The sequence below is a fragment of the Rhodococcus sp. WB9 genome, from assembly GCF_007558985.1.
GTDB lineage: Bacteria > Actinomycetota > Actinomycetes > Mycobacteriales > Mycobacteriaceae > Rhodococcus_F > Rhodococcus_F opacus.
In genome coordinates this window covers 395,001-418,118 of sequence record NZ_CP041769.1, presented here as the reverse complement: position 1 = coordinate 418,118, position 23,118 = coordinate 395,001, and the positions used below count along the sequence as shown (strand labels likewise).

The 23,118-nt window shown below is 67.7% G+C and carries 21 protein-coding genes and 2 rRNA genes (1 of these 23 cut by a window edge); 8 read left to right on the top strand and 15 right to left on the bottom strand.

The genetic code is table 11. The features are described from left to right. Nucleotides 1-4: 4 nt before the first annotated feature. From FND50_RS02040 to FND50_RS02030, 3 genes are read left to right on the top strand one after another with little or no spacing between them, the layout of a single operon-like run. Nucleotides 5-862 (top strand): crotonase/enoyl-CoA hydratase family protein, encoded by an 858-nt coding sequence (locus FND50_RS02040; RefSeq protein ID WP_144284588.1) that lies wholly within the window; start codon nt 5-7, stop codon nt 860-862. Then, nucleotides 859-1,263, top strand: coding sequence for a nuclear transport factor 2 family protein (locus FND50_RS02035; RefSeq protein WP_144284587.1), 405 nt, complete (start codon nt 859-861; stop codon nt 1,261-1,263). The genes FND50_RS02040 and FND50_RS02035 overlap by 4 nt, the downstream gene beginning before the upstream one ends. 23 nt (nt 1,264-1,286) lie before the next feature. Then, nucleotides 1,287-2,264: a nitronate monooxygenase family protein gene (locus tag FND50_RS02030; protein WP_144284586.1), complete on the top strand. Its 978-nt coding sequence runs from the start codon at nt 1,287-1,289 to the stop codon at nt 2,262-2,264. Nucleotides 2,265-2,332: 68 nt separating this feature from the next. Here the strand turns inward: FND50_RS02030 and FND50_RS02025 are convergent, their stop codons facing one another. The 5 genes from FND50_RS02025 to FND50_RS02005 form a co-directional block, all read right to left on the bottom strand. Next, complete coding sequence (locus FND50_RS02025) at nt 2,333-3,484, bottom strand: acyl-CoA dehydrogenase family protein (protein ID WP_144284585.1); 1,152 nt, start codon at nt 3,482-3,484, stop codon at nt 2,333-2,335. A 55-nt stretch (nt 3,485-3,539) separates the two neighbouring features. Beyond that, a complete protein-coding gene (locus FND50_RS02020; RefSeq protein ID WP_144284584.1) occupies nt 3,540-4,181 on the bottom strand; it encodes a TetR/AcrR family transcriptional regulator in 642 nt (213 codons plus the stop codon). Nucleotides 4,182-4,191: 10 nt separating this feature from the next. Beyond that, entirely contained in the window at nt 4,192-4,953 is a 762-nt protein-coding gene (locus FND50_RS02015; protein ID WP_144284583.1) for a 3-hydroxyacyl-CoA dehydrogenase, read from the bottom strand. 40 nt (nt 4,954-4,993) lie between these two features. After that, nucleotides 4,994-6,187 (bottom strand): thiolase family protein, encoded by a 1,194-nt coding sequence (locus FND50_RS02010; RefSeq protein WP_144284582.1) that lies wholly within the window; start codon nt 6,185-6,187, stop codon nt 4,994-4,996. Nucleotides 6,188-6,266: 79 nt separating this feature from the next. Then, the gene (locus tag FND50_RS02005; protein WP_144284581.1) at nt 6,267-7,067 is read right to left on the bottom strand and encodes a crotonase/enoyl-CoA hydratase family protein; all 801 of its coding nucleotides are present in this window, start codon (nt 7,065-7,067) and stop codon (nt 6,267-6,269) included. A 148-nt stretch (nt 7,068-7,215) separates the two neighbouring features. Here FND50_RS02005 and FND50_RS02000 point away from each other — a divergent pair, with 148 nt between their 5' ends. Genes FND50_RS02000 through FND50_RS01990 form a run of 3 tightly spaced genes read left to right on the top strand, consistent with a single transcriptional unit; the run spans nt 7,216 to nt 10,549 of the window. Then, nucleotides 7,216-8,187 (top strand): NADPH:quinone oxidoreductase family protein, encoded by a 972-nt coding sequence (locus FND50_RS02000; RefSeq protein ID WP_144284580.1) that lies wholly within the window; start codon nt 7,216-7,218, stop codon nt 8,185-8,187. An 11-nt stretch (nt 8,188-8,198) separates the two neighbouring features. Beyond that, entirely contained in the window at nt 8,199-8,981 is a 783-nt protein-coding gene (locus FND50_RS01995) for an enoyl-CoA hydratase (protein ID WP_144284579.1), read from the top strand. An 8-nt stretch (nt 8,982-8,989) separates the two neighbouring features. Next, a complete protein-coding gene (locus FND50_RS01990) occupies nt 8,990-10,549 on the top strand; it encodes a long-chain-fatty-acid--CoA ligase (RefSeq protein WP_144284578.1) in 1,560 nt (519 codons plus the stop codon). On the opposite strand, the gene FND50_RS01985 is transcribed toward FND50_RS01990, so the two are convergent. From FND50_RS01985 to FND50_RS01950, 8 genes are all read right to left on the bottom strand, one after another. Beyond that, nucleotides 10,546-11,322, bottom strand: a complete 777-nt coding sequence (locus FND50_RS01985; protein ID WP_260850877.1) for an alpha/beta hydrolase — start codon at nt 11,320-11,322, stop codon at nt 10,546-10,548. The genes FND50_RS01990 and FND50_RS01985 overlap by 4 nt on opposite strands. Nucleotides 11,323-11,595: 273 nt before the next feature. After that, nucleotides 11,596-12,039: an SRPBCC family protein gene (locus FND50_RS01980; RefSeq protein WP_144288953.1), complete on the bottom strand. Its 444-nt coding sequence runs from the start codon at nt 12,037-12,039 to the stop codon at nt 11,596-11,598. Between the two features lie 2 nt (nt 12,040-12,041). Further along, nucleotides 12,042-13,595: a succinic semialdehyde dehydrogenase gene (locus tag FND50_RS01975; protein ID WP_144284576.1), complete on the bottom strand. Its 1,554-nt coding sequence runs from the start codon at nt 13,593-13,595 to the stop codon at nt 12,042-12,044. Between the two features lie 81 nt (nt 13,596-13,676). Continuing rightward, a complete protein-coding gene (locus FND50_RS01970; protein WP_144284575.1) occupies nt 13,677-14,072 on the bottom strand; it encodes a low affinity iron permease family protein in 396 nt (131 codons plus the stop codon). A gap of 60 nt (nt 14,073-14,132) precedes the next feature. Then, entirely contained in the window at nt 14,133-15,482 is a 1,350-nt protein-coding gene (locus tag FND50_RS01965) for an L-serine ammonia-lyase (protein ID WP_144284574.1), read from the bottom strand. Beyond that, the gene (locus FND50_RS01960) at nt 15,479-16,720 is read right to left on the bottom strand and encodes an amidohydrolase (RefSeq protein WP_144284573.1); all 1,242 of its coding nucleotides are present in this window, start codon (nt 16,718-16,720) and stop codon (nt 15,479-15,481) included. Before FND50_RS01960 ends, FND50_RS01965 begins: the two co-directional genes overlap by 4 nt. 34 nt (nt 16,721-16,754) lie before the next feature. After that, nucleotides 16,755-18,191 (bottom strand): amidohydrolase, encoded by a 1,437-nt coding sequence (locus FND50_RS01955; RefSeq protein ID WP_144284572.1) that lies wholly within the window; start codon nt 18,189-18,191, stop codon nt 16,755-16,757. Nucleotides 18,192-18,236: 45 nt separating this feature from the next. Further along, nucleotides 18,237-19,700 (bottom strand): MFS transporter, encoded by a 1,464-nt coding sequence (locus tag FND50_RS01950; RefSeq protein ID WP_144284571.1) that lies wholly within the window; start codon nt 19,698-19,700, stop codon nt 18,237-18,239. A 102-nt stretch (nt 19,701-19,802) separates the two neighbouring features. On the opposite strand from FND50_RS01950, the gene FND50_RS01945 reads away from it, so the two are divergent. Next, nucleotides 19,803-20,816, top strand: a complete 1,014-nt coding sequence (locus tag FND50_RS01945) for an Lrp/AsnC family transcriptional regulator (protein ID WP_144284570.1) — start codon at nt 19,803-19,805, stop codon at nt 20,814-20,816. Nucleotides 20,817-20,908: 92 nt separating this feature from the next. Next, nucleotides 20,909-21,289: a hemophore-related protein gene (locus tag FND50_RS01940; RefSeq protein WP_144284569.1), complete on the top strand. Its 381-nt coding sequence runs from the start codon at nt 20,909-20,911 to the stop codon at nt 21,287-21,289. Between the two features lie 63 nt (nt 21,290-21,352). Here the strand turns inward: FND50_RS01940 and rrf are convergent. Further along, nucleotides 21,353-21,469 (bottom strand): 5S ribosomal RNA (gene rrf / locus FND50_RS01935). A gap of 131 nt (nt 21,470-21,600) precedes the next feature. After that, nucleotides 21,601-23,118: ribosomal RNA gene (locus tag FND50_RS01930) — 23S ribosomal RNA — on the bottom strand; it runs 1,613 nt beyond the window's last position.

Below are 23,118 nucleotides of genomic sequence, written 5' to 3'. Positions count from 1 at the left end.
TGCGGTGGATCACATCGGACTCGCCGTCGCGGACGGTATCGCGACGATCACCCTGAACCGGCCCGACCAGCTCAACGCGTTCACCACCACCATGGAGAACGAGCTGATCGCCGCCTACGACCAGCTCGACGCGGACGATTCCGTCCGGGCGATCGTGCTCACCGGAGCCGGACGAGCGTTCTGCGCGGGCGCAGACCTGTCGGCCGGTGCCGCCACGTTCGATCACTGGCAGGACGAGGACGAGGACGCCGACGCCCGCCGCGACGGTGGCGGCCGCGTAGTGCTCCGGATGTTCGAAGCCCGCAAACCGATCATCGCCGCGATCAACGGACCGGCCGTGGGAGTGGGCATCACGATGACCCTCGCCGCCGACTTCCGCCTCGCCGCCGACGACGCCCGCATCGGATTCGTCTTCAACCGCCGCGGCATCGTCCCCGAATCCTGCTCGACCTGGTTCCTGCCGCGCCTCGTCCCCCTGCAGACGGCCCTCGACTGGGTGTATTCCGGCCGGGTGTTCCCCGCCACGGAGGCGTTCGACGCCGGCCTCGTATACAAGCTGTACCCGCGTGAATCCCTGCTCGACGAGGCATACGCGCTGGCCCGGAGCCTGACCGAGCACTCCGCCCCGGTGTCGGTGGCGCTGTCGCGCCAGATGATGTGGCGGGCACTGGGCGCCGAGCACCCGATGATCGCGCACCGCGTCGAGACACGCGGAATCAACATCCGCGGCATCGGACCGGACGCGCGCGAAGGCATCTCCGCGTTCCTCGAGAAACGGCCCGCCGTGTTCCCCGACAGCGTCCGCGACGACCTGCCGGACGTGTTCGGCGAAGACCTTCCGACCCCGGCGTTCCGCGGATGACCGCCGCACTGCCGGCCCGCCCCGGCGTCGTCTACCGCTGGCACCACGTCGTCGAACATCGCGACCGCGCCGCCCTCGACGCCCTGATCGCCGACGACGCCGTGTTCTCCTCCCCCGCGGTGTTCACTCCGCAGGAAGGGAAGGCGAAGGTCCTGGCGTATCTCGGCGCCGCCCTGACCGTGTTCGACGGCACCGGTTTCCACTACGTCGAGGAGTGGTACGGCGACCGTTCGGCGGTCCTGGAATTCGCCACCGAACTCGACGGCATCCACGTCAACGGCATCGACCTCTTCCACTGGAACGACCGCGACCAGATCACGTCGTTCAAGGTGATGGTCCGTCCCGTGAAAGGCCTGCAGGCGCTCATCCCGCTGATGGCCGCCCAGCTCTCCCAGTCGTAAACCACTGCATCAAGGAGAAATTCATGAGCCTGCCCCCCATCCTGCAAGACCGGCTTCGCCTGCCCGTCGTCGCGTCGCCGATGTTCATCGTCTCGGGTCCCGACCTGGTGATCGCCCAGTCGACGTCGGGCATCGTCGGATCATTCCCCTCGCTCAACGCCCGCCCGCAGCCGGTGTTGCGCGAATGGCTCACCCGCATCACCGAAGCCCTCGCCAAGCACGACGCCAACAACCCGGAGACGCCGTCCGCGCCGTACGCGGTCAACCTGATCGTCCACAAGAGCAACGACCGTCTCGACGAGGACCTCGCCACCATCGTCGAGTTCGAGGTCCCGATCGTCATCACGTCCCTCGGCGCCCGCGCCGACGTGAACGAGGCCATCCACAGCTACGGCGGCATCGTCCTCCACGACGTCATCAACAACACGTTCGCGAAGAAGGCGGTGGAGAAGGGCGCCGACGGCCTCATCGCCGTCGCGGCCGGTGCCGGCGGACACGCGGGCACCCTGTCGCCGTTCGCGTTGATCCAGGAGATCCGCGAGTGGTTCGACGGGCCGGTCCTGCTGTCGGGCTCGATCGCCCACGGCCGCTCGGTCCTCGCCGCGCAGGCCGCAGGCGCCGACCTCGCCTACATCGGCTCCGCGTTCATCGCCACCGCAGAGGCCAACGCGGACCAGGGCTACAAGCAGATGATCGTCGACTCCACCGCGTCCGACATCGTCTACTCCAACCTGTTCACCGGCGTGCACGGCAACTACCTGCGCGGCAGCATCGAGGCCGCCGGACTCGACCCGAACAACCTCGCCGTGTCGGACCCGTCCGCCATGAACTTCGGTGTCGGCGAGGACGCGGATAACGCCGCGAAGACGGAAGCCAAGCCCTGGCGCGACATCTGGGGCGCCGGACAGGGCATCGGCGCCGTCGACGCCGTCGTCCCGGCAGCGGAGATCGTCGAACGCCTCACCCGCGAGTACGCGGACGCGAAAGCCCGCCTGCTCTAGGCGCTTCGCGCCCGTGCGCCTTTCTGGTAGCTGGAACAACCAAAAAGGCGCACGGGCGGCGGAGCCGCCTATCGTGCCGCGATGTCGCGCCCGATGATTTCCTTCATGATTTCGGTGGTTCCGCCGTAGATCGTCTGGATCCGGCTGTCGACGTACGCGCGGCCGATGGGGTACTCCATCATGTAGCCGTAGCCGCCGTGCAATTGGACGCAGCGGTCGACGACACGCTTCTGCAGCTCACTGGCCCACCACTTGCCCTTCGACGCGTCGACGGCGGTGAGTTCGCCTGCGTTCAAGGCGAGTACGCACCGGTCGATGTGCGATTCGGTCACCTCGATCTCGGTGAGCATCTCCGCCAGCGCGAACCGGGTGTTCTGCAGATCGCCGATCGGCTTCCCGAACGCCTTACGCTCGAACACGTAGTCCCTCGTCCACTGGTAGGCGGCCTTCGCGGCGGCAATCGCGTTGACTGCGATCGAAATGCGTTCGAGGGGCAGGTTTTCCATGAGGTGAACGAAGCCGCGGCCCTCGGTGCCGAGCAGGTTGGTGGCGGGCACCCGCACGTCCTCGAACACGAGCTCGGCCGTGTCCTGACCGGCCAGGCCGACCTTGTGCAGCTTGCGGCCCCGGCTGAAACCGGGCATGCCCCGCTCCACGACGAGCAGTGAGAAGCCCTTGGAACCGGCGCCCGGGTCGGTGCGGGCGACGACGATGACGAGGTCGGAGTGAATACCGTTGGTGATGAACGTCTTCTGACCGTTGATCACCCACTCGTCACCGTCCCGCACCGCGGTGGTCTTCACGCCCTGCAGGTCGCTGCCCGCACCGGGCTCGGTCATCGCGATGGCGCCGATCAGCTCGCCCGCGGCCATGCCCGGCAGCCACCGCTGCTTCTGCTCCTCGGTGCCGAGGTTCACGATGTACGGGATGGCGATGTCGTCCTGGAGGGACAGTCCCGAACCGAACGACGTCGTCGCGGTGCGGGCGATCTCCTCGGCGACGACGTACCGGAAGCGGTAATCGGTGACGCCGGAACCGCCGAACTCATCGGGCACGGCGAGCCCGACGATCCCGGACTTGCCGGCCGCCAGCCACGCCGAGCGGTCGATGAGCCGGTCCGACTCCCACCGTTCGTAATTCGGCTCGATCTCGCGGGCGAGAAACTCGCGCACGGTCTCCCGGTACGCTTCGTGATCCCTGTCGAAAAGGGTGCGCTGCATGGTCTCTCCTTGTCGCCGGGACGAGCTCGTCCGGCTCGGTGGACCCGGCGCGATGTCAGTGGTCGGGTAGATACCCGACGGTGTGTAGGGCGATGTCGACGTAGCGGTCGGCGACCTGCTCGGGGGTCAGTGCTCCACCGAGCTGGAACCAGCGTGGAATGGACTGGCACATCCCGAGGAGGGCGCGCACGGTCTCGGGGACGTCCCCGCTGTGGAACACCTCGCGGGCGACGCCGTCGGCGACGAGGTCGATCATCATCAGTTCGAGCCGCTTGCGGGTCGCGGCGTAGCGGCTGCGGCTGTCGGCCGAGACGTGCCGCAATTCGGTGTCGAGGGAGACGTGCCGCACCCGGTGCGTCATGTACAGGACGATCGCCTCGACGACGTTGGAGAATTGCGCCACCACGTCGTCGCCGGCCTCGCGGGCGGCTGCCTCGGCGCGGTCGTTCAGTTCGCGCATCTGCAGTTCGAACAGGGCCACGAGAACGGCTTCCTTGCTCTCGTGGTGGTAGTACAGGGCCGGAACGGTCACCCCGACACGACGGGCGATCTGCCGCACCGTCGTGCCGTGGTAACCGTTCTCGTTGAACAGATCCAGTGCCTGCTCGAGGATGGGCGTCAGCGGCAGGGCCTCGAACGTCCGCCAGTCGGCGTACACCGGCTCCGTCGCGGTCGGCCCGTTCTCGCGCAGAGTCACAGGTCGCCGATCAGCGCGGTGCCATGCGGATGGCGCCGTCGAGACGGATGGTCTCGCCGTTGAGCATCGGGTTGCTGACGATGTGCGCGGCGAGCGCGCCGTACTCGGACGGGTCGCCGAGACGCGACGGGTGCGGAACCTGACCGCCGAGCGACTGCTGCGCGGCCTCGGGCAGCGATCCGAGCAGCGGCGTCTTGAACAGGCCGGGAGCGATCGTGTTGACGCGGATCAGCAGCGACGCGAGGTCGCGAGCGATCGGCAGGGTCATGCCGACGACGCCGCCCTTGGACGCGGAGTACGCGGCCTGACCGATCTGGCCCTCGTATGCGGCGACGGAGGCGGTGTTGATGATGACGCCGCGCTCGCCGTCGATCGGCTCGTTCTTCGAGATACGCTCGGCGGCAAGACGGATCACGTTGAACGTGCCGATGAGGTTGACGGTGACGATCTTGGTGAAGTCGGCCAGCGGGAACGCGCCGTTCTTGCTCACGGTCTTGATGGCGTTGCCGATGCCGGCGCAGTTCACGGCGACACGCAGCGGTCCGAGCGACTCCGCGAGATCGAGTGCGGCGGACACGTCGGCCTCGCTGGTGACGTCGCCGGCGGCGAAGCGCACGCGGTCGCCGAGTTCCTTGGCGACGGTCTCACCGTTGGACGAGGGCAGGTCGATGATGACGACGCTGGCGCCGTCGGCGAGGAGGGCCTTGGTCGTGGCCAGGCCGAGGCCCGAGGCACCGCCGGTGACGAGTGCGACGCTGTCGTTGACGATCATGTCTATACCTTTCGGAAGCAGGGTTTTTCGAGCAGGTTGTTCAGATGCGTTCGATGATGGTGGCGTTGGCCATGCCCGCGCCCTCGCACATGGTCTGCAGGCCGTAGCGTCCGCCGGTGGCCTCGAGGTTGTTGACCAGGGTGCTCAGCAAGCGGGTGCCCGACGAGCCGAGTGCGTGCCCGAGCGCGATCGCGCCGCCCCACGGGTTGAGCTTGGCCGGGTCGGCCCCGAATTCGTGCGCCCAGGCCAGCGGCACCGGCGCGAACGCCTCGTTGACCTCGTACGCGTCGATGTCGTCGATGCTCAGCCCCGACTTCGCGAGGATCTTCTTGGTCGCCGGGATCGGTGCGGTGAGCATGAAGACCGGGTCGTCACCGGCAACGGCGAACGAGTGGAACCGGGCCCGCGGGGTCAGCCCCAGCTTCGACGCCATCTCCTCGCTCATGATCAGCGCCGCGGACGCGCCGTCGGTCAGCGGCGACGAGTTGCCCGGGGTGATGTGCCACTGCGCCTCGGGGAACCGGGCCGCGTACTTCTCGGAGTAGAACGACGACTTCAGCCCGGACAGTCCCTCGGCGGTGGTGGAGGCGCGCACGGTCTCGTCGGCGGTGTGCGTCACCGACTCACCGGCGGCGTTGGTGACCGAGATCGGGACGATCTCCTTGTCGAACAAGCCCTTCGACAGCGCGTCGGCGGCACGCTGATGCGACTGCGCGGAGAAACTGTCGAGGGTGTCCCGGTCGAACTTCCACTTCGCGGCGATCAGTTCGGCGGAGATGCCCTGGTTGACCAGCCCCTCGGGGTAGCGGGCGGCGATGCCCGGGCCGGACGCGTCCTGCCCGATGGTGGTCGTGCCCATCGGAACGCGGGACATCGACTCCACACCGCAGGCGATCACGATGTCGTAGGCGCCGGCGATCACGCCCTGCGCGGCGAAGTGCGCCGCCTGCTGGCTCGAGCCGCACTGGCGGTCGACGGTGGTGGCCGGAACCGAATCCGGGAAGCCGGCCGACAGCACCGCCGTCCGGGAGATGTTGAGGGCCTGCTCGCCGGCCTGTCCGACGCAGCCGCCGATGACGTCGTCGACCTGTGCGGGGTCGATGCCGTTGCGTTCGACGATGCTGCGCAGCACGTGAGCCAGCAGTTCGACCGGGTGCGTGCCGGACAGCGCACCACCCGGCTTGCCTTTACCGGAGGCGAGGCGGACGACGTCCACGATGACAGCGTTGGTCATGATGTTCCCTTTCGATAGTGTGCGGCTGCGCCGCCCGTGAGTACTTATTAACCGCGGGGCGTTAACAAGTACTCACGGGTCAGCGGCCCTGCCAGACGGGCTGACGCTTCTCGGCGAACGCGGTCGGCCCTTCCTTCGCGTCGGCGCTGGTGAAGATGGTCGCGATGGCGGCGTTGTTCGCCTCCCAAGCCCGGTCGCCCCAGTCGTCTTCGGTGGCGGTCCGGTGGATCATCGCCTTCGATTCGCGCACCGACAGCGGCGCGTTCGCGGCGATCTGCTCGGCGAGTTCGAGCGCGACGTCGAGGGCGGTGCCTGCCGGGGCGACACGGTTGACCAGGCCCAGTTCCTTGCCCTGCGCCGCGGTGATCGGTTCGCCGGTGAGTGCGATCTCCAGCGCGACCTTCTTCGGAATCTGCTGCTGCAGGCGGATCACGCCGCCGGCGGCGGCGAACAGTCCACGCTTGACCTCGGGAAGCCCGAGCTTCGCCTCCTCATCGACGACCGCGAGGTCACTGGCGAGGACCAGTTCGGTGCCGCCGCCGAGGGCGAAGCCGTTGACTGCGGCGATGGTCGGCTTGCTGATCCAGTGTTGCGCGTATCCGGCGAAGCCCCATTCGGGGTGCCCCTCCGCGGCGATGTTCCCGCCCGTGGAGAGGGCCTTGAGGTCGGCGCCGGCGCAGAACGCGCGGCCGGCCCCGGTCACGACGACCACTCGCACCTCTGGGTCGTTCTCGGCCTGCTCGAGCAGACTGCCCACTGCGGTCGACAACGCACCGTTCACCGCATTGAGCGCCTTGGGGCGGTTCAGCGTGATGATGCCGATGCCTCCGCGCCGCTCCCACAGTGCGGCTGCCTCCGTCGTCTCCGTCTGTTCTGGCACGTCTCATCCTCCGCCTCGGCATGATTACTGATCGCTCGTTAAAGTTAGTACCACGGCGTCGCAGGCACGGTCAATGATCGAATTTATCTAGCGCCCGTTCAGTTGCGTCTGGTATGGATATTCAGGGACCGACGGAGGAGATCACCACGTGTATGCCCAGCAATTGACCACCGCTTCCGGCCCCGCCGGAGTCCAGCTCACCGAGATCGACGAACCCGACGGCACCGGCCTCGTCGTCGTGGATCTGCACGCCGCCGGAGTGTCGTTTCCCGACCTGCTGCAGACCACGGGCAGCTACCAGATCGTCCGGGAACTGCCGTTCGTGCTCGGCGTCGAGGGCGCAGGCGTGGTCCGCAGCGCACCCGAGGACAGCGGCATCCGGGCCGGACAGCGGGTGGCCGTCCTCGCGTCTGACGGAGCGTGGCAGCAGACCGTCGCGGTGGAGCCGGACTCGGTGTTCCCGCTGCCCGATTCGGTGTCGTTGACTGCCGGGGCGGGTTTCCTGATGAACTACCTCACCGTGCACTTCGCCCTCGACGAGCGCGCCCGCTACCGCACCGGCGAGACCGTGCTGGTGCACGGCGCCGCAGGCGGTGTCGGGGTCGCCGCACTGCAGGTCGCGGCCGCGCTGGGGCTCGAGACGATCGCCGTGGTCAGCAGCGAGGAGAAGGCCGGCATCGCAAAGGCCAACCGCGCCGATCACGTCGTCCTCGTGGACGGCTGGAAGGACCGGGTCCGCGACCTCACCGGAGGCCGCGGAGTCGACATCATCCTCGACCCGGTCGGCGGCGACCGTTTCACCGACAGCCTGCGTAGCCTCGCGCCCAACGGGCGACTGGTTGTCCTCGGCTTCACCGGCGGCGAGATCCCCACCGTCAAGGTCAATCGCCTTCTCCTGCGTAACATCTCCGTCGTCGGGGCCGGCTGGGGCGAGTACGTGCGCACCAACCCCGGCTACACGAGCAGGCAGTGGGCGGCCCTGGGCCCGCTCCTCGAGTCCGGTGCGCTGCAGATCGCCGAGCCGACCACCTACTCGTTCGAACACGCCTGTGACGCGCTGCGGACGCTCGAAACCCGTTCCGCCACCGGCAAGATCGCCCTCTCCGTTCGCCCCTCCTGACAAGGATCCCCATGAGCTCCGACATTCCCGGCGTGGACACGACCGTCGACGACGGCGTCCTGCGCGTCATCCTCAACCGTCCCGCCCGCATGAACGCGGTCACCACCGAAACCCTCGACGCCGTCGCCGACAGTTTCGACAAGTACGCGGGCGACGCCGCGGTCCGCGTCGCAATCCTCACCGGTACCGGCCGTGCCTTCTGCACGGGCGCGGACCTGGGTGGTGAGAACATTTCCGGGCCGCCGGATTCCGCGACCATCGATGCGGCGAACCGCACCGCCGCCGCGATTCGCGCGTTCCCCCGACCCGTGATCGGCGCGGTCAACGGTCCCGCCGCCGGTGTCGGCGTCTCCCTGGCGCTGGCCTGCGACCTCACCGTCGCCACCGAATCGAGCTACTTCCTGCTCGCGTTCGCGAAGGTGGGCCTGATGCCGGACGGCGGCGCCACCGCGCTCGTCGCGGCGTCGGTCGGTCGCGCCCGCGCGCTGCGGCTGGCACTCCTGGCCGAACGACTCCCCGCACGTGAGGCACTCGCGTCCGGGCTGATCGCCGACGTGTTCCCCGACGACGAGTTCGCCGCATCCGTCACCGCCCTCACCCGCCGACTCGCCGACGGACCGTCGGAGGCGTTCCACCTCACCAAGGACGCCGTCAACGACGCGACCCTCATCGAACTCGACAACGCATTCGACCGCGAGCGCACGGGGCAACTCGAACTCCTCGCCGCCGCGGACTACCGGGAGGGCGTCGCGGCGTTCCTGGAGAAGCGGCCCGCAGTGTTCGGCCGGGGATGAGCGCCCCGATGACGGTGACGTCGCACGCGCAACCGTTCGCGTCCCGGCGTGCACACTGGGCCAATCATGTTGCCCGGCACGCCTTCGCGAAACCCGATTCGGTGGCGCTGCGGTTTCGGGGCACCTCGACCACCTGGCGTGAGCTCGAGGACCGCAGCGCGAGGACGGCCGCCGTCCTCGCCGCCCGCGGTGTCGGCCGCGGCGACCGGGTCGTGCTGCTGCTGACCAACCGCCCCGAGTTCCTCGAGGTGATGCTGGCCGCGACTCGCCTGGGTGCGATCGCGGTCCCGGTGAACTTCCGGCTCAGCCCCGGCGAGGTGCGGTTCATCGTCGCCGACAGCGACGCCACCGTCGTGGTCGTCGAGGATTCACTCACCGGTCTCGCCGCGGAGGTCGACGACAGCGTGCCGGTTCTCGTGGTCGGCGACGCCTCCGACGACGTCTCGCTCGAGACGCAGTTGCGCGCAGCCGATCCCGACGTCCCGATCGCGGAGGTGGCGGAAGACTCCCCCGCCGCCATCATGTACACGTCCGGCACCACCGGTCGTCCGAAGGGCGCGGTGCTGTCGCACCTCAATCTGCAGGCGCAGGCGCTGACTCTCATCCGGGGATGGCGACTGTTCGACACCGAGTCCGAGGTCAACCTGGTCTCGTCCCCGCTGTTCCACATCGCAGCCCTCGGCAGCGTCGGGCCGTTCCTGCTGATCGGCGCCACCATTGTGATCCACCCGACGGGCGCGTTCGACGCGACCGATGTGCTCGACTCACTCGAGTGGGAGCGGGTGACCAGCGTGTTCATGGTGCCCACCCAGTGGCAGGCCATCCTCGACGGCATCGGTGCGGGCGGCCGGGACCTCGCACTGCGGGTACTGGGATGGGGCGCCGCGCCGGCCACCCCGACCCTGCTCGACCGCCTGTACGCCGCCTTCCCGGACGCCGCGATCGTCGCGTTCTTCGGCCAGACCGAGATGTCGCCCGTGACGTGCATGCTCGACGGCAAGGACGCCGTGCGCAAGTTCGGCTCGGTCGGGAAACCGATCGACACCGTGGCGATGCGCGTGGTCGACGAATCGATGAACGACGTGGCGCAGGGCGAGATCGGTGAGATCGTCTACCGCGGACCGGGACTCATGGAGGGGTACTGGCGGAACCCCGACGCGACCGCGGACGCGTTCGACGGCGGCTGGTTCCACTCCGGCGATCTCGTGCGGGTGGACTCGGATGGGTTCGTGTACGTAGTGGACCGCAAGAAGGACATGATCATCTCGGGTGGGGAGAACATCTACTGCGCCGAGGTCGAGAATGCCCTTGCCGCGCACCCGGACATCCTGGATGTCGCCGTGATCGGGCGGGCCGACGAGCGCTGGGGTGAGGTTCCCGTCGCGGTCGTCGTCCCGCGGGCCGGTGCGGCGCTCGAGGTCGACGTCCTCGCGGACTGGCTCGACGGCCGGGTCGCCCGCTACAAGCGACCCAAATTCGTCGAGGTCCTCCCCCAACTGCCTCGCAACGCCAGCGGCAAGGTCGTCAAAGGCGTTCTGCGCGAACAGTTCGGCACGGTGAGTGGCTAGCCCGCCGGTGGACGGAGGTGGCGGACGAGGAAGTCGGTCTCGTCCGCGACCACCCGCTCGAAGAGGTCGCCGAAGTAGGGGTCGAAATGACCGCCCGGGTACACGTGCACCTCGGCGTCGGGGGTCTTGGCCGCGGCCTTCTTCGCGCTGCGGGTGAACGTGACGACGTCGTGGTCGGCGATGGCGAAGAAGACGGGGCAGGCGATCTTCGCGACCGTCGTCGTCGGCCGGTACAGCGCTGCCTGCAACGCCACCCGCCCCGGGGTTTCGTTGCGCCACGTCGAACCGGGCGGATCCATCCGGTGATATCCCGCCTCCGCGTCGGGTGTGGTCATGGCCGCGAACGAGCCCGGCGGCCCGACGACGGGAAACATGTACGGCAGCCGGTGCCGCACCTGGGCGTACCGGTCCCGCAGGTAGGCGATCGCCATGCGGCCGAGCCCGGCCATGCCGAGTCGCGGAAGGTTCGTCAGACCGTCGACGTACGGAACCTGCGACACGACCGCGGCCACGCGCCGGTCCCGCGCGGCCGCCGTCAGGACGAGTCCGCCGGACAGTGACGTTCCCCAGAGCGCGACGCGGCTGGGGTCGATGTCCGGGCGGCTGCGCACGAACGCGACGGCACTGTCCCAGTCGTCGAGTTGACTGTCGATGTCGAGCAGTTGGCGGGGTTCGCCCTTGCTGGCACCGAAGTAGCGGTAGTCGAACACCAGCGCCGTGACTCCCGCGGCCGCGAACCGTTCCGCGAACGCGTCGAGTCTCTGCTCGCGCACCCCGCTCCAGCCGTGCGCGAGCACCACACAGGGTGCTGCCGTAGGGGTTTCGGAATGGCGCCGGTACAGCCAGGCTGCGCAGCGCTGTCCCCGCGAGGGGAACCACACGTCCTCACGGCGGACGTCAGGGCACGACCGACCAGCTTCGACGGGTGTCGGCCGAGGATTCATGGGAGGCGCCTCCGAGAGGTGTGGACATGGTCCAGTCTCAGGCCCTGCGGACAGCGACGCCAGCCACCCTAGGGTGAAGAATCGGCACCCCAGGGTGGAAAATCAGCTCTCGAGGGCGACTTTCATGCGCTCGAGGGTCTGCCTCATCCCGTCCTGCATCAGTTGGTCGCGGTTGCTGCCCAGCACCTTCGACTTCTGCACCAGCCGCACCCACCAGACGGGCGTTGCGTAGATCTCCCGGGTCTCGGTGACGAGTGTGCCCGCGCCGGAGGGTTCGAGGTGATACGTCCAGCGTGCCTTCGGCTCGTCCGCCTCGAACGAGAACGTCTGACCCGGAACGACATCCACGACGGTGCAGTGCGTCTTCCACCGCACCGGCCCGTGCCGGTTGGCGCCGACGAACCGCGCCCCCACGGTCGCCGGAGTGCCGGACGTCCAGCGCGCCCCGGTGTTCTCGGGGCTGAACCGGCCCATGCCCTCCACGTCGGTCACCACGTCCCACACCTCGCCGGGCGAGACGTCGATCAGGATGCGCGCGCTGTCCACGTCTAGCGGCCCGGAATCCACTGCAGCGCCTTCACGAAAGGCGGCATGATCTTGGCCCACACCTTCGGCGACAGTCCGCGCGGACCGCCGAGGTTGAGGATGCGGGTGGTCGCGATGGTCTGCGGTTCGGTGTACTTGAGGAGTCCGTCGTCGCCGTGACGGCGCCCCACGCCGGACACTCCCATTCCGCCCATCGGCGCACCGGTGCTGCCCCATGCCGGGGCGTAACCCTCGTCGACGTTGACGGTTCCGGCCTTGATCCGGGCGGCGATGGCCTCACCGTCCGCCTTGGTACCCGCCCACACGCTGGCGTTCAGGCCGTACTCGGTGTCGTTGGCGCGGTCGATCGCCTCGTCCACGTCGGCGACGGGGTAGATCGAGACCAGCGGCCCGAACGTCTCGTCGCGGTAGCACTCGGCGTCCTCGGGGACACCGGTCAGGACGGTCGGCTCGTAGAACAGGGGGCCGAGGTCGGGGCGTGCCTTGCCGCCGGCGACCACGGTGGCGCCCTTGACGACGGCATCGTCGACGTGGCTGGACACGGCCTTGACCTGAGCCTCGGACACGAGGCTGCCCATTTCGATGCCGAAGTCGTAGCCGGCGCCGAGCTTCATGTTGCGGACGCGTTCCCCGAACATCCGGGTGAACTCGGGTGCGATGGACTCCTCGACGTAGATCCGCTCGATCGAGATGCACAGCTGCCCGGAGTTGGAGTAGCAGGCGCGGACGGCGGCGTCGGCGACCTCACGGAGGTTCGCGCCGGCGGTGACGATCATCGGGTTCTTGCCGCCGAGTTCGGCGGAGAAGCCGATGAGACGGCGACCGGCCTGCTCGGCGAGGAGCTGACCCGTGGCCGAGGATCCGGTGAACATCAGGTACTCGGTGTTCTCGACGAGGGCGGTGCCGACCACCGAGCCCGGTCCGGGGACGACGGCGAACAGGTCGCGCGGCAGCCCCGCCTGGTACAGCAGGTCGACGCAGGCCAGGGCGCAGTACGGGGTCTGGCTGTCGGGCTTGAGGACGACGGCGTTGCCGGCGAGGAGCGCGGCGACGGCATCGGACACCGCGAGCGTCATGGGGTAGTTCCACGGCGAGATGACGCCGACGACGCCCTTCGGCTGGTATCGCACCACCGTCTTGGTGAGGCCGGGCAGCATGCCGGAGATGCGGCGGGGACGCAGCAGCTTGGGGGCGACGCGCGCGTAGTGGCGGGCGGTCATCGAGATGTCGAGGACTTCCTCCTGCGCGGCGGCGCGGGATTTGCCCGTCTCGGCCTGAGCCATGTCCATCAGGGCGTCGCGGTTCTCGAGCACCAGGTCGCGGTAGCGGTGGAAGATCGCGGCGCGTTCGGTGACCGGGCGCTTGGCCCATTCCTTCTGCGCCACCCGGGCGCGGGCGATGGCATCCTTCGCGTCCTGGGCCGTGCCGATCGGGACGGTGGCCAGTTCCTTGCCCGTGAACGCCTCGACGACGGACCGCGTCGGGCGATCCGCGGCATCCGGAATGGCGATGAGGTCGGCGAGCCGCGCGAACGTGGCGGCGGTCGGAACAGGCATTTCGTACCCCTACTGGTTAGTAGTTTTCGCGGTTACACATAACCTACCTGTTCGGTGGGCTGAGTCACAGGGGCGGATGGTCTAGTGCCGCTCCTCGAGCCCGACCGCCTCCCGCAGCTTCTCCTCCGCCTTCCTCAGTTCGGGGTCGTCCTGGGCGGAGGAGTCGAGCAGCGCCGCGAGAGCCTCGGCGATGACGTTGAGTTTCTCCTGCAGCGCCTCGGACGAACGCCTGCTCGCATTCTCGAGCAGAACCACGAGCAGCAGCGTGAACACGGCGCCGACGGTGTGGATGGCGATCTGCCACTCGTGGAGGTCCTTCCACAGCGGAATGCTGACGACCCACAGGACCACCACCCCGGCGCAGATCCCGAAGAACGGCGCCTGGCTGACCCGGAGTTCGATCTGCTCGACGAACTTGTCGAACGTCGACCGTTGATCGGTGCGCTGCTCGCGTGCAGCCTTCGCACTGCGTTCCATCTTCGGAGTCTAGGCTCAGCCACTACTCCCGATATGCCCGTTTCGGTACATATGCCCGTTTCAGCACATCACGACGTTCAGCGCGAGACCGCCCGTGGATGTCTCCTTGTACTTGTCGGACATGTCGAGGCCCGTCTGCCGCATCGTCTCGATGACGGTGTCGAGGGAGACGACATGGCTGCCGTCGCTGCCCAGGGCCATCCGGGCCGCGCTGAGTGCCGTGACCGCCGCGATGCCGTTGCGCTCGATGCAGGGAATCTGCACGAGCCCGCCGACGGGATCGCACGTGAGCCCGAGGTGGTGTTCCATCGCGATCTCGGCGGCGTACTCCACTTGCGCCGGCCGCCCGCCGAGCACCGCGCACAGTGCCCCGGCCGCCATGGCGCACGCCGATCCGACCTCGCCCTGACAGCCCGCCTCCGCTCCCGAGATGGAGGCGTTCGCCTTGACCAGCGATCCGATCGCCGTGGCGGTGAGCAGGAACGCGCGGATGTCCGGTCTGCCGTCGGCGAGGAACTGCTCGTAGTACCGGCCGACGGCGGGGACGATCCCGGCCGCCCCGTTGGTGGGTGCGGTGACGACGCGTCCGCCCGCGGCGTTCTCCTCGTTGACGGCCATCGCGTACGTCTGCAGCCAGTCGATCGCATCGTGGCCCCCGGATCCGAGTCGCCGGAACAGGCCGGGGGCCCGCCTCGCGACGTCCAGCCCACCGGGCAGCCGGCCCTCGGTGGACACCCCGGCGTCGATGCACGACACCATGGCCGACCAGATGCGGTCGACCGCCTCCGGAATCCGCGCGGCGCCGATCAGCGCGGCCTCGTTCGCGTCCGCGACGTCGGCGATGCTGTTCCCGGTCTCGTCGCAGATCTCGAGCAGCTCGCCGGCGGTCGTGAACGGGAACGGAACGGCGGGCCGGTTTTCGATCACGGGCTCGGCATCCTCCGGGACGACGAACCCGCCGCCGACCGAGTAGTACACCCGGTCGGCGACGGCACCACGGTTCGCGTCGAACGCCCGCAGCCGCAAGGCATTGGTGTGCAACGGCATCCGGGTGAGCGGCGCGAACACGACGTCGCGTTCCCGCACGACCACCGGGTGCCGCCCGCCGAGGAGGACGGTGGTCCCGTCGCCGAGCCGTCGCCACGCGCCCCGGACCTCGGCGGGGTCGCACGTCTCCGGCCGGGCGCCGGCCCACCCGGCGACGACGGCATCGGGTGTTCCGTGGCCGATGCCGGTCGCCGCCAGGGCGCCGTAGAGAACGCACTCCACCGACTCGATCCCGCCGAGTCCACCGGACCCGTGCAGTTCGTCGACGAAATCCGCTGCCGCGCGCATCGGGCCGACGGTGTGCGAACTGCTGGGACCGATGCCGAGCGAGAAGAGATCCGTCAGGGAGACGTAGGCGCTCATGCCCAGTTCGCGGTCTGCGTGAATCCTGTGGGCCGTTCCGCTTGCAGGCGCAGGAGCTCACCGCGGACCTCGGGATCGAGCGCGACGTCGAGGACCGTCCACGCGAGGGCTGTCGCGCCGTCCAGGATCGCCGCGTCGGCCGCGGGGGTGACCGCGGCGTCGGCGAACTCGGCGTTGTGCGGGACTGCGGTGCTGCCGAGGACGGCGATCGCGGGATGGATGGCCGGCATCACCTGGGACACGTTGCCCATGTCGCTGGAACCGCCGCCCAGCGAGGCGGATGTCAGCTCGCGACCGGTGGCCTGCAGGTTCCGGTCCCAGATCGCCGCGAGCACCGGGTTCTGGACCATCGGCGCGTACGGCGGTTCCGTTGCCGCGTAGTCCCATTCGCAGCCGGTCGCGAGTGCGCCCGCCTCGAAGCAGGCGAGGACGCGTTCCTTCACCTCGCGCCATTCCTCGATCTCGGGTGCGCGCACCTCGACCTGCACGACCGTCCGGGCCGGGATGATGTTGGTGACCTCGCCGCCGTGCGACACGAACGCGTTGACCCGTGTCTTCGCCCGGAACTGCTGACGGACCAGCCCGAGGGCGTTCAGCGCAATCGTCGCGGCGGCACCGGCGTTGATCCCGTGTTCGGGGGCGCCGGCGGCATGGGCGGCGCGGCCGGTGAACGTGACCTCGAACCGGTCGACCGCCTGCATCCACAGCGAGGCGCACGGCATGTCCGTTCCCGACGCCCCGTGGACCATCAGGGACAGCGTGGCATCCTCCCACGCACCGGCTTCGAGCATGGGGATCTTGCCGCTGCCGTGCTCCTCGGCGGGTGTGCCGAGGAGTTTGATCCGGAGACCGGCGTCGTCCGCGACCGCCGCGAGCGCGAGGGCCGCGCCGACACCGGCGGCGGCGATCATGTTGTGCCCGCATGCGTGTCCGACCTCGGGCAGCGCGTCGTACTCGGCGCAGATCGCGACGGTGAGGTCGCCGCTGCCGTAGATCGCTTCGACGGCCGTGTCGAGCCCGTGCACCCCGACGGTGGTGTCGAAGCCGGCGTCCCGGAGTGCCTGGCCGACGAGCGCGGCGGCGCGATGCTCCTCGAACGCGATCTCGGGCGCGTCGTGGATGCGGTGGCTGAGTTCGAGCAGGCCGGCCTCGTGGTTCCGGAGTACCTGCGCCGCAGTCCCCTTCAGCGATTCGGTACGCGCGTCGGTGGTGTCGCCTGCGGAGGTGGCGAGAGTCATGGGTGGGTTCCTTCCTGGAAGTTGCGAGCGACGATCACGGAGCGACGACTGCGCCGCGCAGAGGCGGGGCGACGATGTCACCGGGAAGCGGTGAGTCGTACGGGGTCTCGGAGATGCGGGTGGTGAACTCCTTGCGCGCCGAGGCCAGCAGTTCGGCGTCCGTCAGGAGGTCGACCGCGGTCGCGGCCATGAGCTTGGCGGCGTGGATCATCCCCTTGTGCGCGGCGGGAAGCTTGCCCTGAGCGACCATCTGCCACGAGTGGGCGGCGGTGCCGACACCGACGCACGCGGTGGCGCACTGCACGAACGGTGTCACCCAGCTGACGTCGCCGAGGTCGCTGGAACCGGTCATCGTCGGCCGCGGCGTGCGCGCGTCGAACGTGGCGATCCCGGTGTGCAGAGCGCTACCGTCGCCCTCGATTTCGCCGCCGAGCGTGCTCGCCGTGCGCCCCGACGCCGTCTTCGTGACGAACGCTTCGGCGGACGTGAGGTCGCCGGCGTCGAAGGGAACCGGCCCGAGTTCGCGGAGCCGCTCCTGCATCGAATCCTCGAGCACGACGTTGGGCAGGATGTCGGAGCACCCGCCGTCGATCTCGATCTCGACGGACGTCTCGGTCATCAGCGCGGCACCCTCGGCGATCTTCGTCACCCGGGCGAACAACTCGCGCATGCCTGCCACGTCGGGCGAGCGCACCAGGTAATACGCCTCGGACGACGCCTGCACCACGTTCGGCGAGCGGCCGCCGGTGTCGAGGATCGCGTAGTGGATCCGGCAGTCCGACGGCATGTGCTCCCGCAGGAAGTTCGTGCCCACGTTCATCAGTTCGAGTGCGTCGAGTGCGCTGCGCCCCCGTTCGGGGGACACCCCGGCGTGCGCGGCGATGCCGGTGAACCGGACGTACGCCTGGACGTAGGCGAGCGTCCGGATCCGCTGCACGGTAGTGGTGTCGCCGGGGTGCCACGACACGGCGGCATCGACGTCGTCGAAGGCACCTTCCTTCACCATGAACGTCTTTCCGGCGGCGGCCTCCTCGGCAGGACAGCCGTAGTAGCGAACGGTTCCCGGCAGGCCGTTCGCGTCGAGGTAGCGCTTGACCGCGGTCGCGGCGAGGAGGGAACCGCCGCCCAGCAGGTGGTGCCCGCAGCCCTGCCCGTTCCCGGTCTCGTTGCCGGGTTCCGGTTCCGGCACGGCACTTCCCGACTTCTGGCTCAGCCCGGCGAGGGCGTCGTACTCGCCGACGAGCGCGATCACCGGCCGGCCGCTTCCGGCTTCGGCGTTGAACGCGGTCGGGATGCCGGCCACCGCCCGGGTGATCGTGAATCCCTCGGATTCGGCGACCGCGATTTGCGCGTCGACGGAGGCGTGTTCTTCCCAACGCAATTCGGGGTTGTCCCAGATGGCGTCGCTCAACGCGGCGTACTGCGGGCCGAGTTCGTCGATGGTGCCGAGGAGTTGTGGATCGACAGACACTTCGATGTCCTTTCGTTCGGGTTCTCGGGGGGGGAGAGGGGGATGTCAGGCGTGCACTTGCTCGTTGTCGGCATGTGAGGTCTTGTCGTTTTCGGTGATGGTCGCCGGGGGGTGGAGTTTCAGGGCCAGGAGAGCTGTGAGCACGCACAGTGCCGCACACACTGCCCACACCACGTGATAGGCGCCCACGGAGGGGATCTGCTTGCCACCGGCAAGCGCCGGGGTGACCATCGACGACATCACGAGGGCGAACACGGCCCCGGCCACGGCTCCCGCCGCGGTTCGGGACGTGTTGTAGAGGCCGGACGCGATCCCGACCGAATCCGGCGGCGCCTGCTGCACGATGACGGTGGGCAGCACCCCGACCACCACTCCGCCGCCGAGGCCCGCGACGACGAGCCACAGGGCGAACAGTGGGGCGTTCCCGGGGACGACGATCATCAGTCCGTAGGCCGCCGCCGAGAGTAAAGCACCCAGGGCGAGGGATCCGGGGACGGTGAGGGCGGATCGGGCGAGCCGGTCGCTCACGGATGCCCCGACGAACATCGCGAGCGCGAACAGCGCCAGGATCAGGCCGGTCACCGACGCGGTGACACCCATCCCGTAGCCGTTCGTCGCCGGCGTGGCACGCAGGAAGAGGGCGCAGGGGGTCTGGACACCGAACAACTGGGCGCCGAACAGCAACGCCATCAGCATCGGCACCCGCATCCCTCGTCCGATGACGTCGAGGTCCACGAGGGGGTGCCGGACGCGTCGTTCCACGAGCACCCACACGACGAGAACCGCGGCCCCGACGCCGATGGACGACCACGTCAGCGCGCTCGTCCAACCCCAGGTGCTCGCGTTCGACACACCGCCGAGCACGCCGAGCAGACCCACCGTGAGCAGAACCGCACCGGCCCAGTCGACTGTTCCTTCCTTCCGTACCGTCGTCTCCGGGACGAGGAAGTAGACGACGGGCAAGCAGATCGTCATGAGCACGGCGGGGACGAGCAGGACCAGCGCGACACTGTCGACGACGGAGTCGAGGAGGAATCCCGAGAGCAGGCCGCCGACGGCGGCGCCCAGCGTCAGTGCCCCGACCAGCCGGCCGATGCTCCGGCCGGCCGTGGCTGCGTTGCGGTCCCGCACGATCGCGAATTCGAGCGGCAGGAACGCCGCGAGCGGTGCCTGCAGCGCCCGGCCGACGAGCAGCAGTTCGTAGGACGGCGCGAACGCGACGAGGTACGAGCCGAGCGCTACGGAGGTCGTGGCGAGCACGAGAAGTCGTTTGTGCCCGAAGAGGTCCCCGAGTTTGGCGATCAGCGGCACGCAGGCGGCCGTTCCCAGCAGGTACATGGCGCTCACCCAGTTCAATGCGGCGGACGACGCATCGAAGCGCTCGCCGATCGCGGGCAGCAGCGGGGAGAACCACCCCTGCAGCAGCCCGCTCGCGAACTCCATGACCACGAGGAACCCGACCGCTGCGGTGGCAGCGTCGCCTCCCCGGATGTGGCGCGAAGAACTCATGTCGACTCCAAGAGGACGAGTGGAAAGGGACTGATGGAAGAGTGCCGCTGCGTGAATTCCGTCGTGTAAATTTGCAGCATTCTCGGCATTGAAGGGCAAAGCATGCAGGATTACGAGCCAGATGACGTCGACTTCTCACTCGTGCATGCACTGCAAATCGAGCCGCGGGCATCGTGGAAGGCGCTTGCGCCCGCACTGGCCGTCGACCCCGTGACGTTGTCGAGGCGGTACCAGCGGCTCCGCAACGCCGGCCTCATCTGGATCACCGGATACGACGCCGGGACGCCCGGACGTGGCGCGCTGATCGAAATCGAATGCGCACCCGGGCAATCCGTCGCCACCGCGGAAGCCATCTCCGGAGATCCGATGGTCGCGAGCATCGATTTCACGGCGGGCGGACGCGACCTGCTGCTTACGCTGATGGCCGAGGATTCGGCGGATACGTCACGATTCCTGCTCCACCGTCTCGGGGAGTATCCGGCGATCCGGCGAGCCCGGACGCACCTCATCACGGAAGTGCTCTTCGAGGCCGGGAACTGGCGGCTGCGGACGCTGTCCGCGGAGCAGGTCGCCAAGGTTCCCGCCGCCAGACCCCCGCGGCCCCGCGCAGCGCGGACGGTCGCGCCCGGCCTCAAGCGCCTGATCCATCACGAACTGGGCATCGACGGCCGCGCACCGACCACGGCGATCGCGGAACGCGCCGGCGTCAGCAATCAGCGCATCACCGACGCGATCGCGACGATGCGGCGGGACGGCTCCCTCCGGCTGCGCACCGACATCGCCCGGAGCTACTCGGAGTGGCCGATCTACGCCTGGTACTTCATGCAGGTTCCCGCGCCCCTCGTCGAGCGACTGAGGACGTCGCTGGGCAAGATCGAGGAAGTACGGTTAGCGGTGCTCGTGGCAAGCGAATACAACCTGATCATGGCCGTCTGGTTACGCACCCTCAACGACGTCCACCGGTTCGAACTGCTCCTGGAGAAGCTCCTACCCGGGTCGAGGGTGGCGGACCGATCGGTGGTCATGCAGATCGGTAAACACCTGGGGCACATCCTGGACGACCGCGGAAGAGCGACGGGTCCGGTGGTGTCCATGATTTCGCCCGCCCCGACGTGATTGCGGGTCGGGATTCAGACCGTCCTCAGAAGAATCACAACTCGTACCCCTAACGTGTCCCCGGCATACCAACCGACATTGGAGGACTCGTCATGAACGTTTCACGAGCACGTCTGCACCTCGGCATCGCGGCGGCCAGCGCCCTCGCCGCCGCCGTGCTGGTACCGGGGATCGCGTCCGCGGATCCGGCCGACTCCGACTCCGCCCGCCTCGTGAACAGCACCTGTAGCTTCGCGCAGATCGATAGGGCGATGCACGACGTGACCCCGCAGCTCGCCGCACGCCTGGATCAGGCGCCCGAGCGTAAGGCGCAGCTGGCGGACTTCTTCGCGAAGGCTCCTGCCGATCGTCAGGCCGTCCTCGACGCGCACCCGCAGCTGAAGAGCCGGCTGGAGACCGTCCCGACCGACGGACCGGCTGTCGAGTGGCGTGCGAAGGCGCTGACGATCGCCGAGACCTGCGGTAATTACTGAGGTGAAAGTGTTGTGAAATGCCGAAAGCCCCCCAACATGGTTGGGGGGCTTTCGGTAACGGATGTTCGGCGGTGTCCTACTCTCCCACACCCTGTCGGGTGCAGTACCATCGGCGCTGGAGGGCTTAGCTTCCGGGTTCGGAATGGGACCGGGCGTTTCCCCTCCGCTATGGCCGCCGTAACTCTATGAAACTGTCACACACTCAATTTCTTTTGTTCCCTCAACTCGGTCACCCTGCTGGGTGACCGGTGGGGTTGAAATGAGTATCTGTGTGTTGTTTCAGATACTGCACAGTGGACGCGTAGCTTCTTTGTGGTAAGTCCTCGGCCTATTAGTACCAGTCACCTGCACCAGTTACCTGGCTTCCAGTTCTGGCCTATCAACCCGGTGGTCTGCCGGGGGCCTTACCCCCTCGAGGGGGTGAGAAACCTCATCTTGGAACAGGCTTCCCGCTTAGATGCTTTCAGCGGTTATCCCTTCCGAACGTAGCTAACCAGCGGTGCTCCTGGTGGAACAACTGGCACACCAGAGGTTCGTCCGTCCCGGTCCTCTCGTACTAGGGACAGCCTTCCTCAAGTTTCTAACGCGCGCGGCGGATAGAGACCGAACTGTCTCACGACGTTCTAAACCCAGCTCGCGTGCCGCTTTAATGGGCGAACAGCCCAACCCTTGGGACCTACTCCAGCCCCAGGATGCGACGAGCCGACATCGAGGTGCCAAACCATCCCGTCGATATGGACTCTTGGGGAAGATCAGCCTGTTATCCCCGGGGTACCTTTTATCCGTTGAGCGACACCGCTTCCACTTGCCGGTGCCGGATCACTAGTCCCGACTTTCGTCCCTGCTCGACCTGTCAGTCTCACAGTCAAGCTCCCTTGTGCACTTGCACTCGACACCTGATTGCCAACCAGGCTGAGGGAACCTTTGGGCGCCTCCGTTACATTTTGGGAGGCAACCGCCCCAGTTAAACTACCCACCAGGCACTGTCCCTGAACCAGATCATGGTCCGAGGTTAGAGGTCCAATACGATCAGAGTGGTATTTCAACAACGACTCCACACTCACTGGCGTGAGCGCTTCACAGTCTCCCACCTATCCTACACAAACCGAACCGAACACCAATACCAAGCTGTAGTGAAGGTCCCGGGGTCTTTTCGTCCTGCCGCGCGTAACGAGCATCTTTACTCGTAATGCAATTTCGCCGAGTCTATGGTTGAGACAGCTGAGAAGTCGTTACGCCATTCGTGCAGGTCGGAACTTACCCGACAAGGAATTTCGCTACCTTAGGATGGTTATAGTTACCACCGCCGTTTACTGGGGCTTAAATTCTCAGCTTCGCCATTGCTGGCTAACCGGTCCTCTTAACCTTCCAGCACCGGGCAGGCGTCAGTCCGTATACATCGTCTTACGACTTCGCACGGACCTGTGTTTTTAGTAAACAGTCGCTTCTCACTGGTCTCTGCGGCCCCACCCAGCTCACACTGCAAGAGTGATCACCGGACGAGGCCCCCCTTCTCCCGAAGTTACGGGGGCATTTTGCCGAGTTCCTTAACCATAGTTATCTCGATCGCCTTAGTATTCTCTACCTGACCACCTGTGTCGGTTTGGGGTACGGGCCGTGTGAAAGCTCGCTAGAGGCTTTTCTCGGCAGCATAGGATCACTGAATTCGCCTCATTCGGCTATGCGTCACCTCTCAGGCTGTGTGAATGGCGGATTTGCCTACCATTCGCCCTACAGGCTTACACCAGTATTACCACTGACTGGCTCAGCTACCTTCCTGCGTCACCCCATCGCTTGGCTACTACCAGATCAGGTCCCATGCATCCACA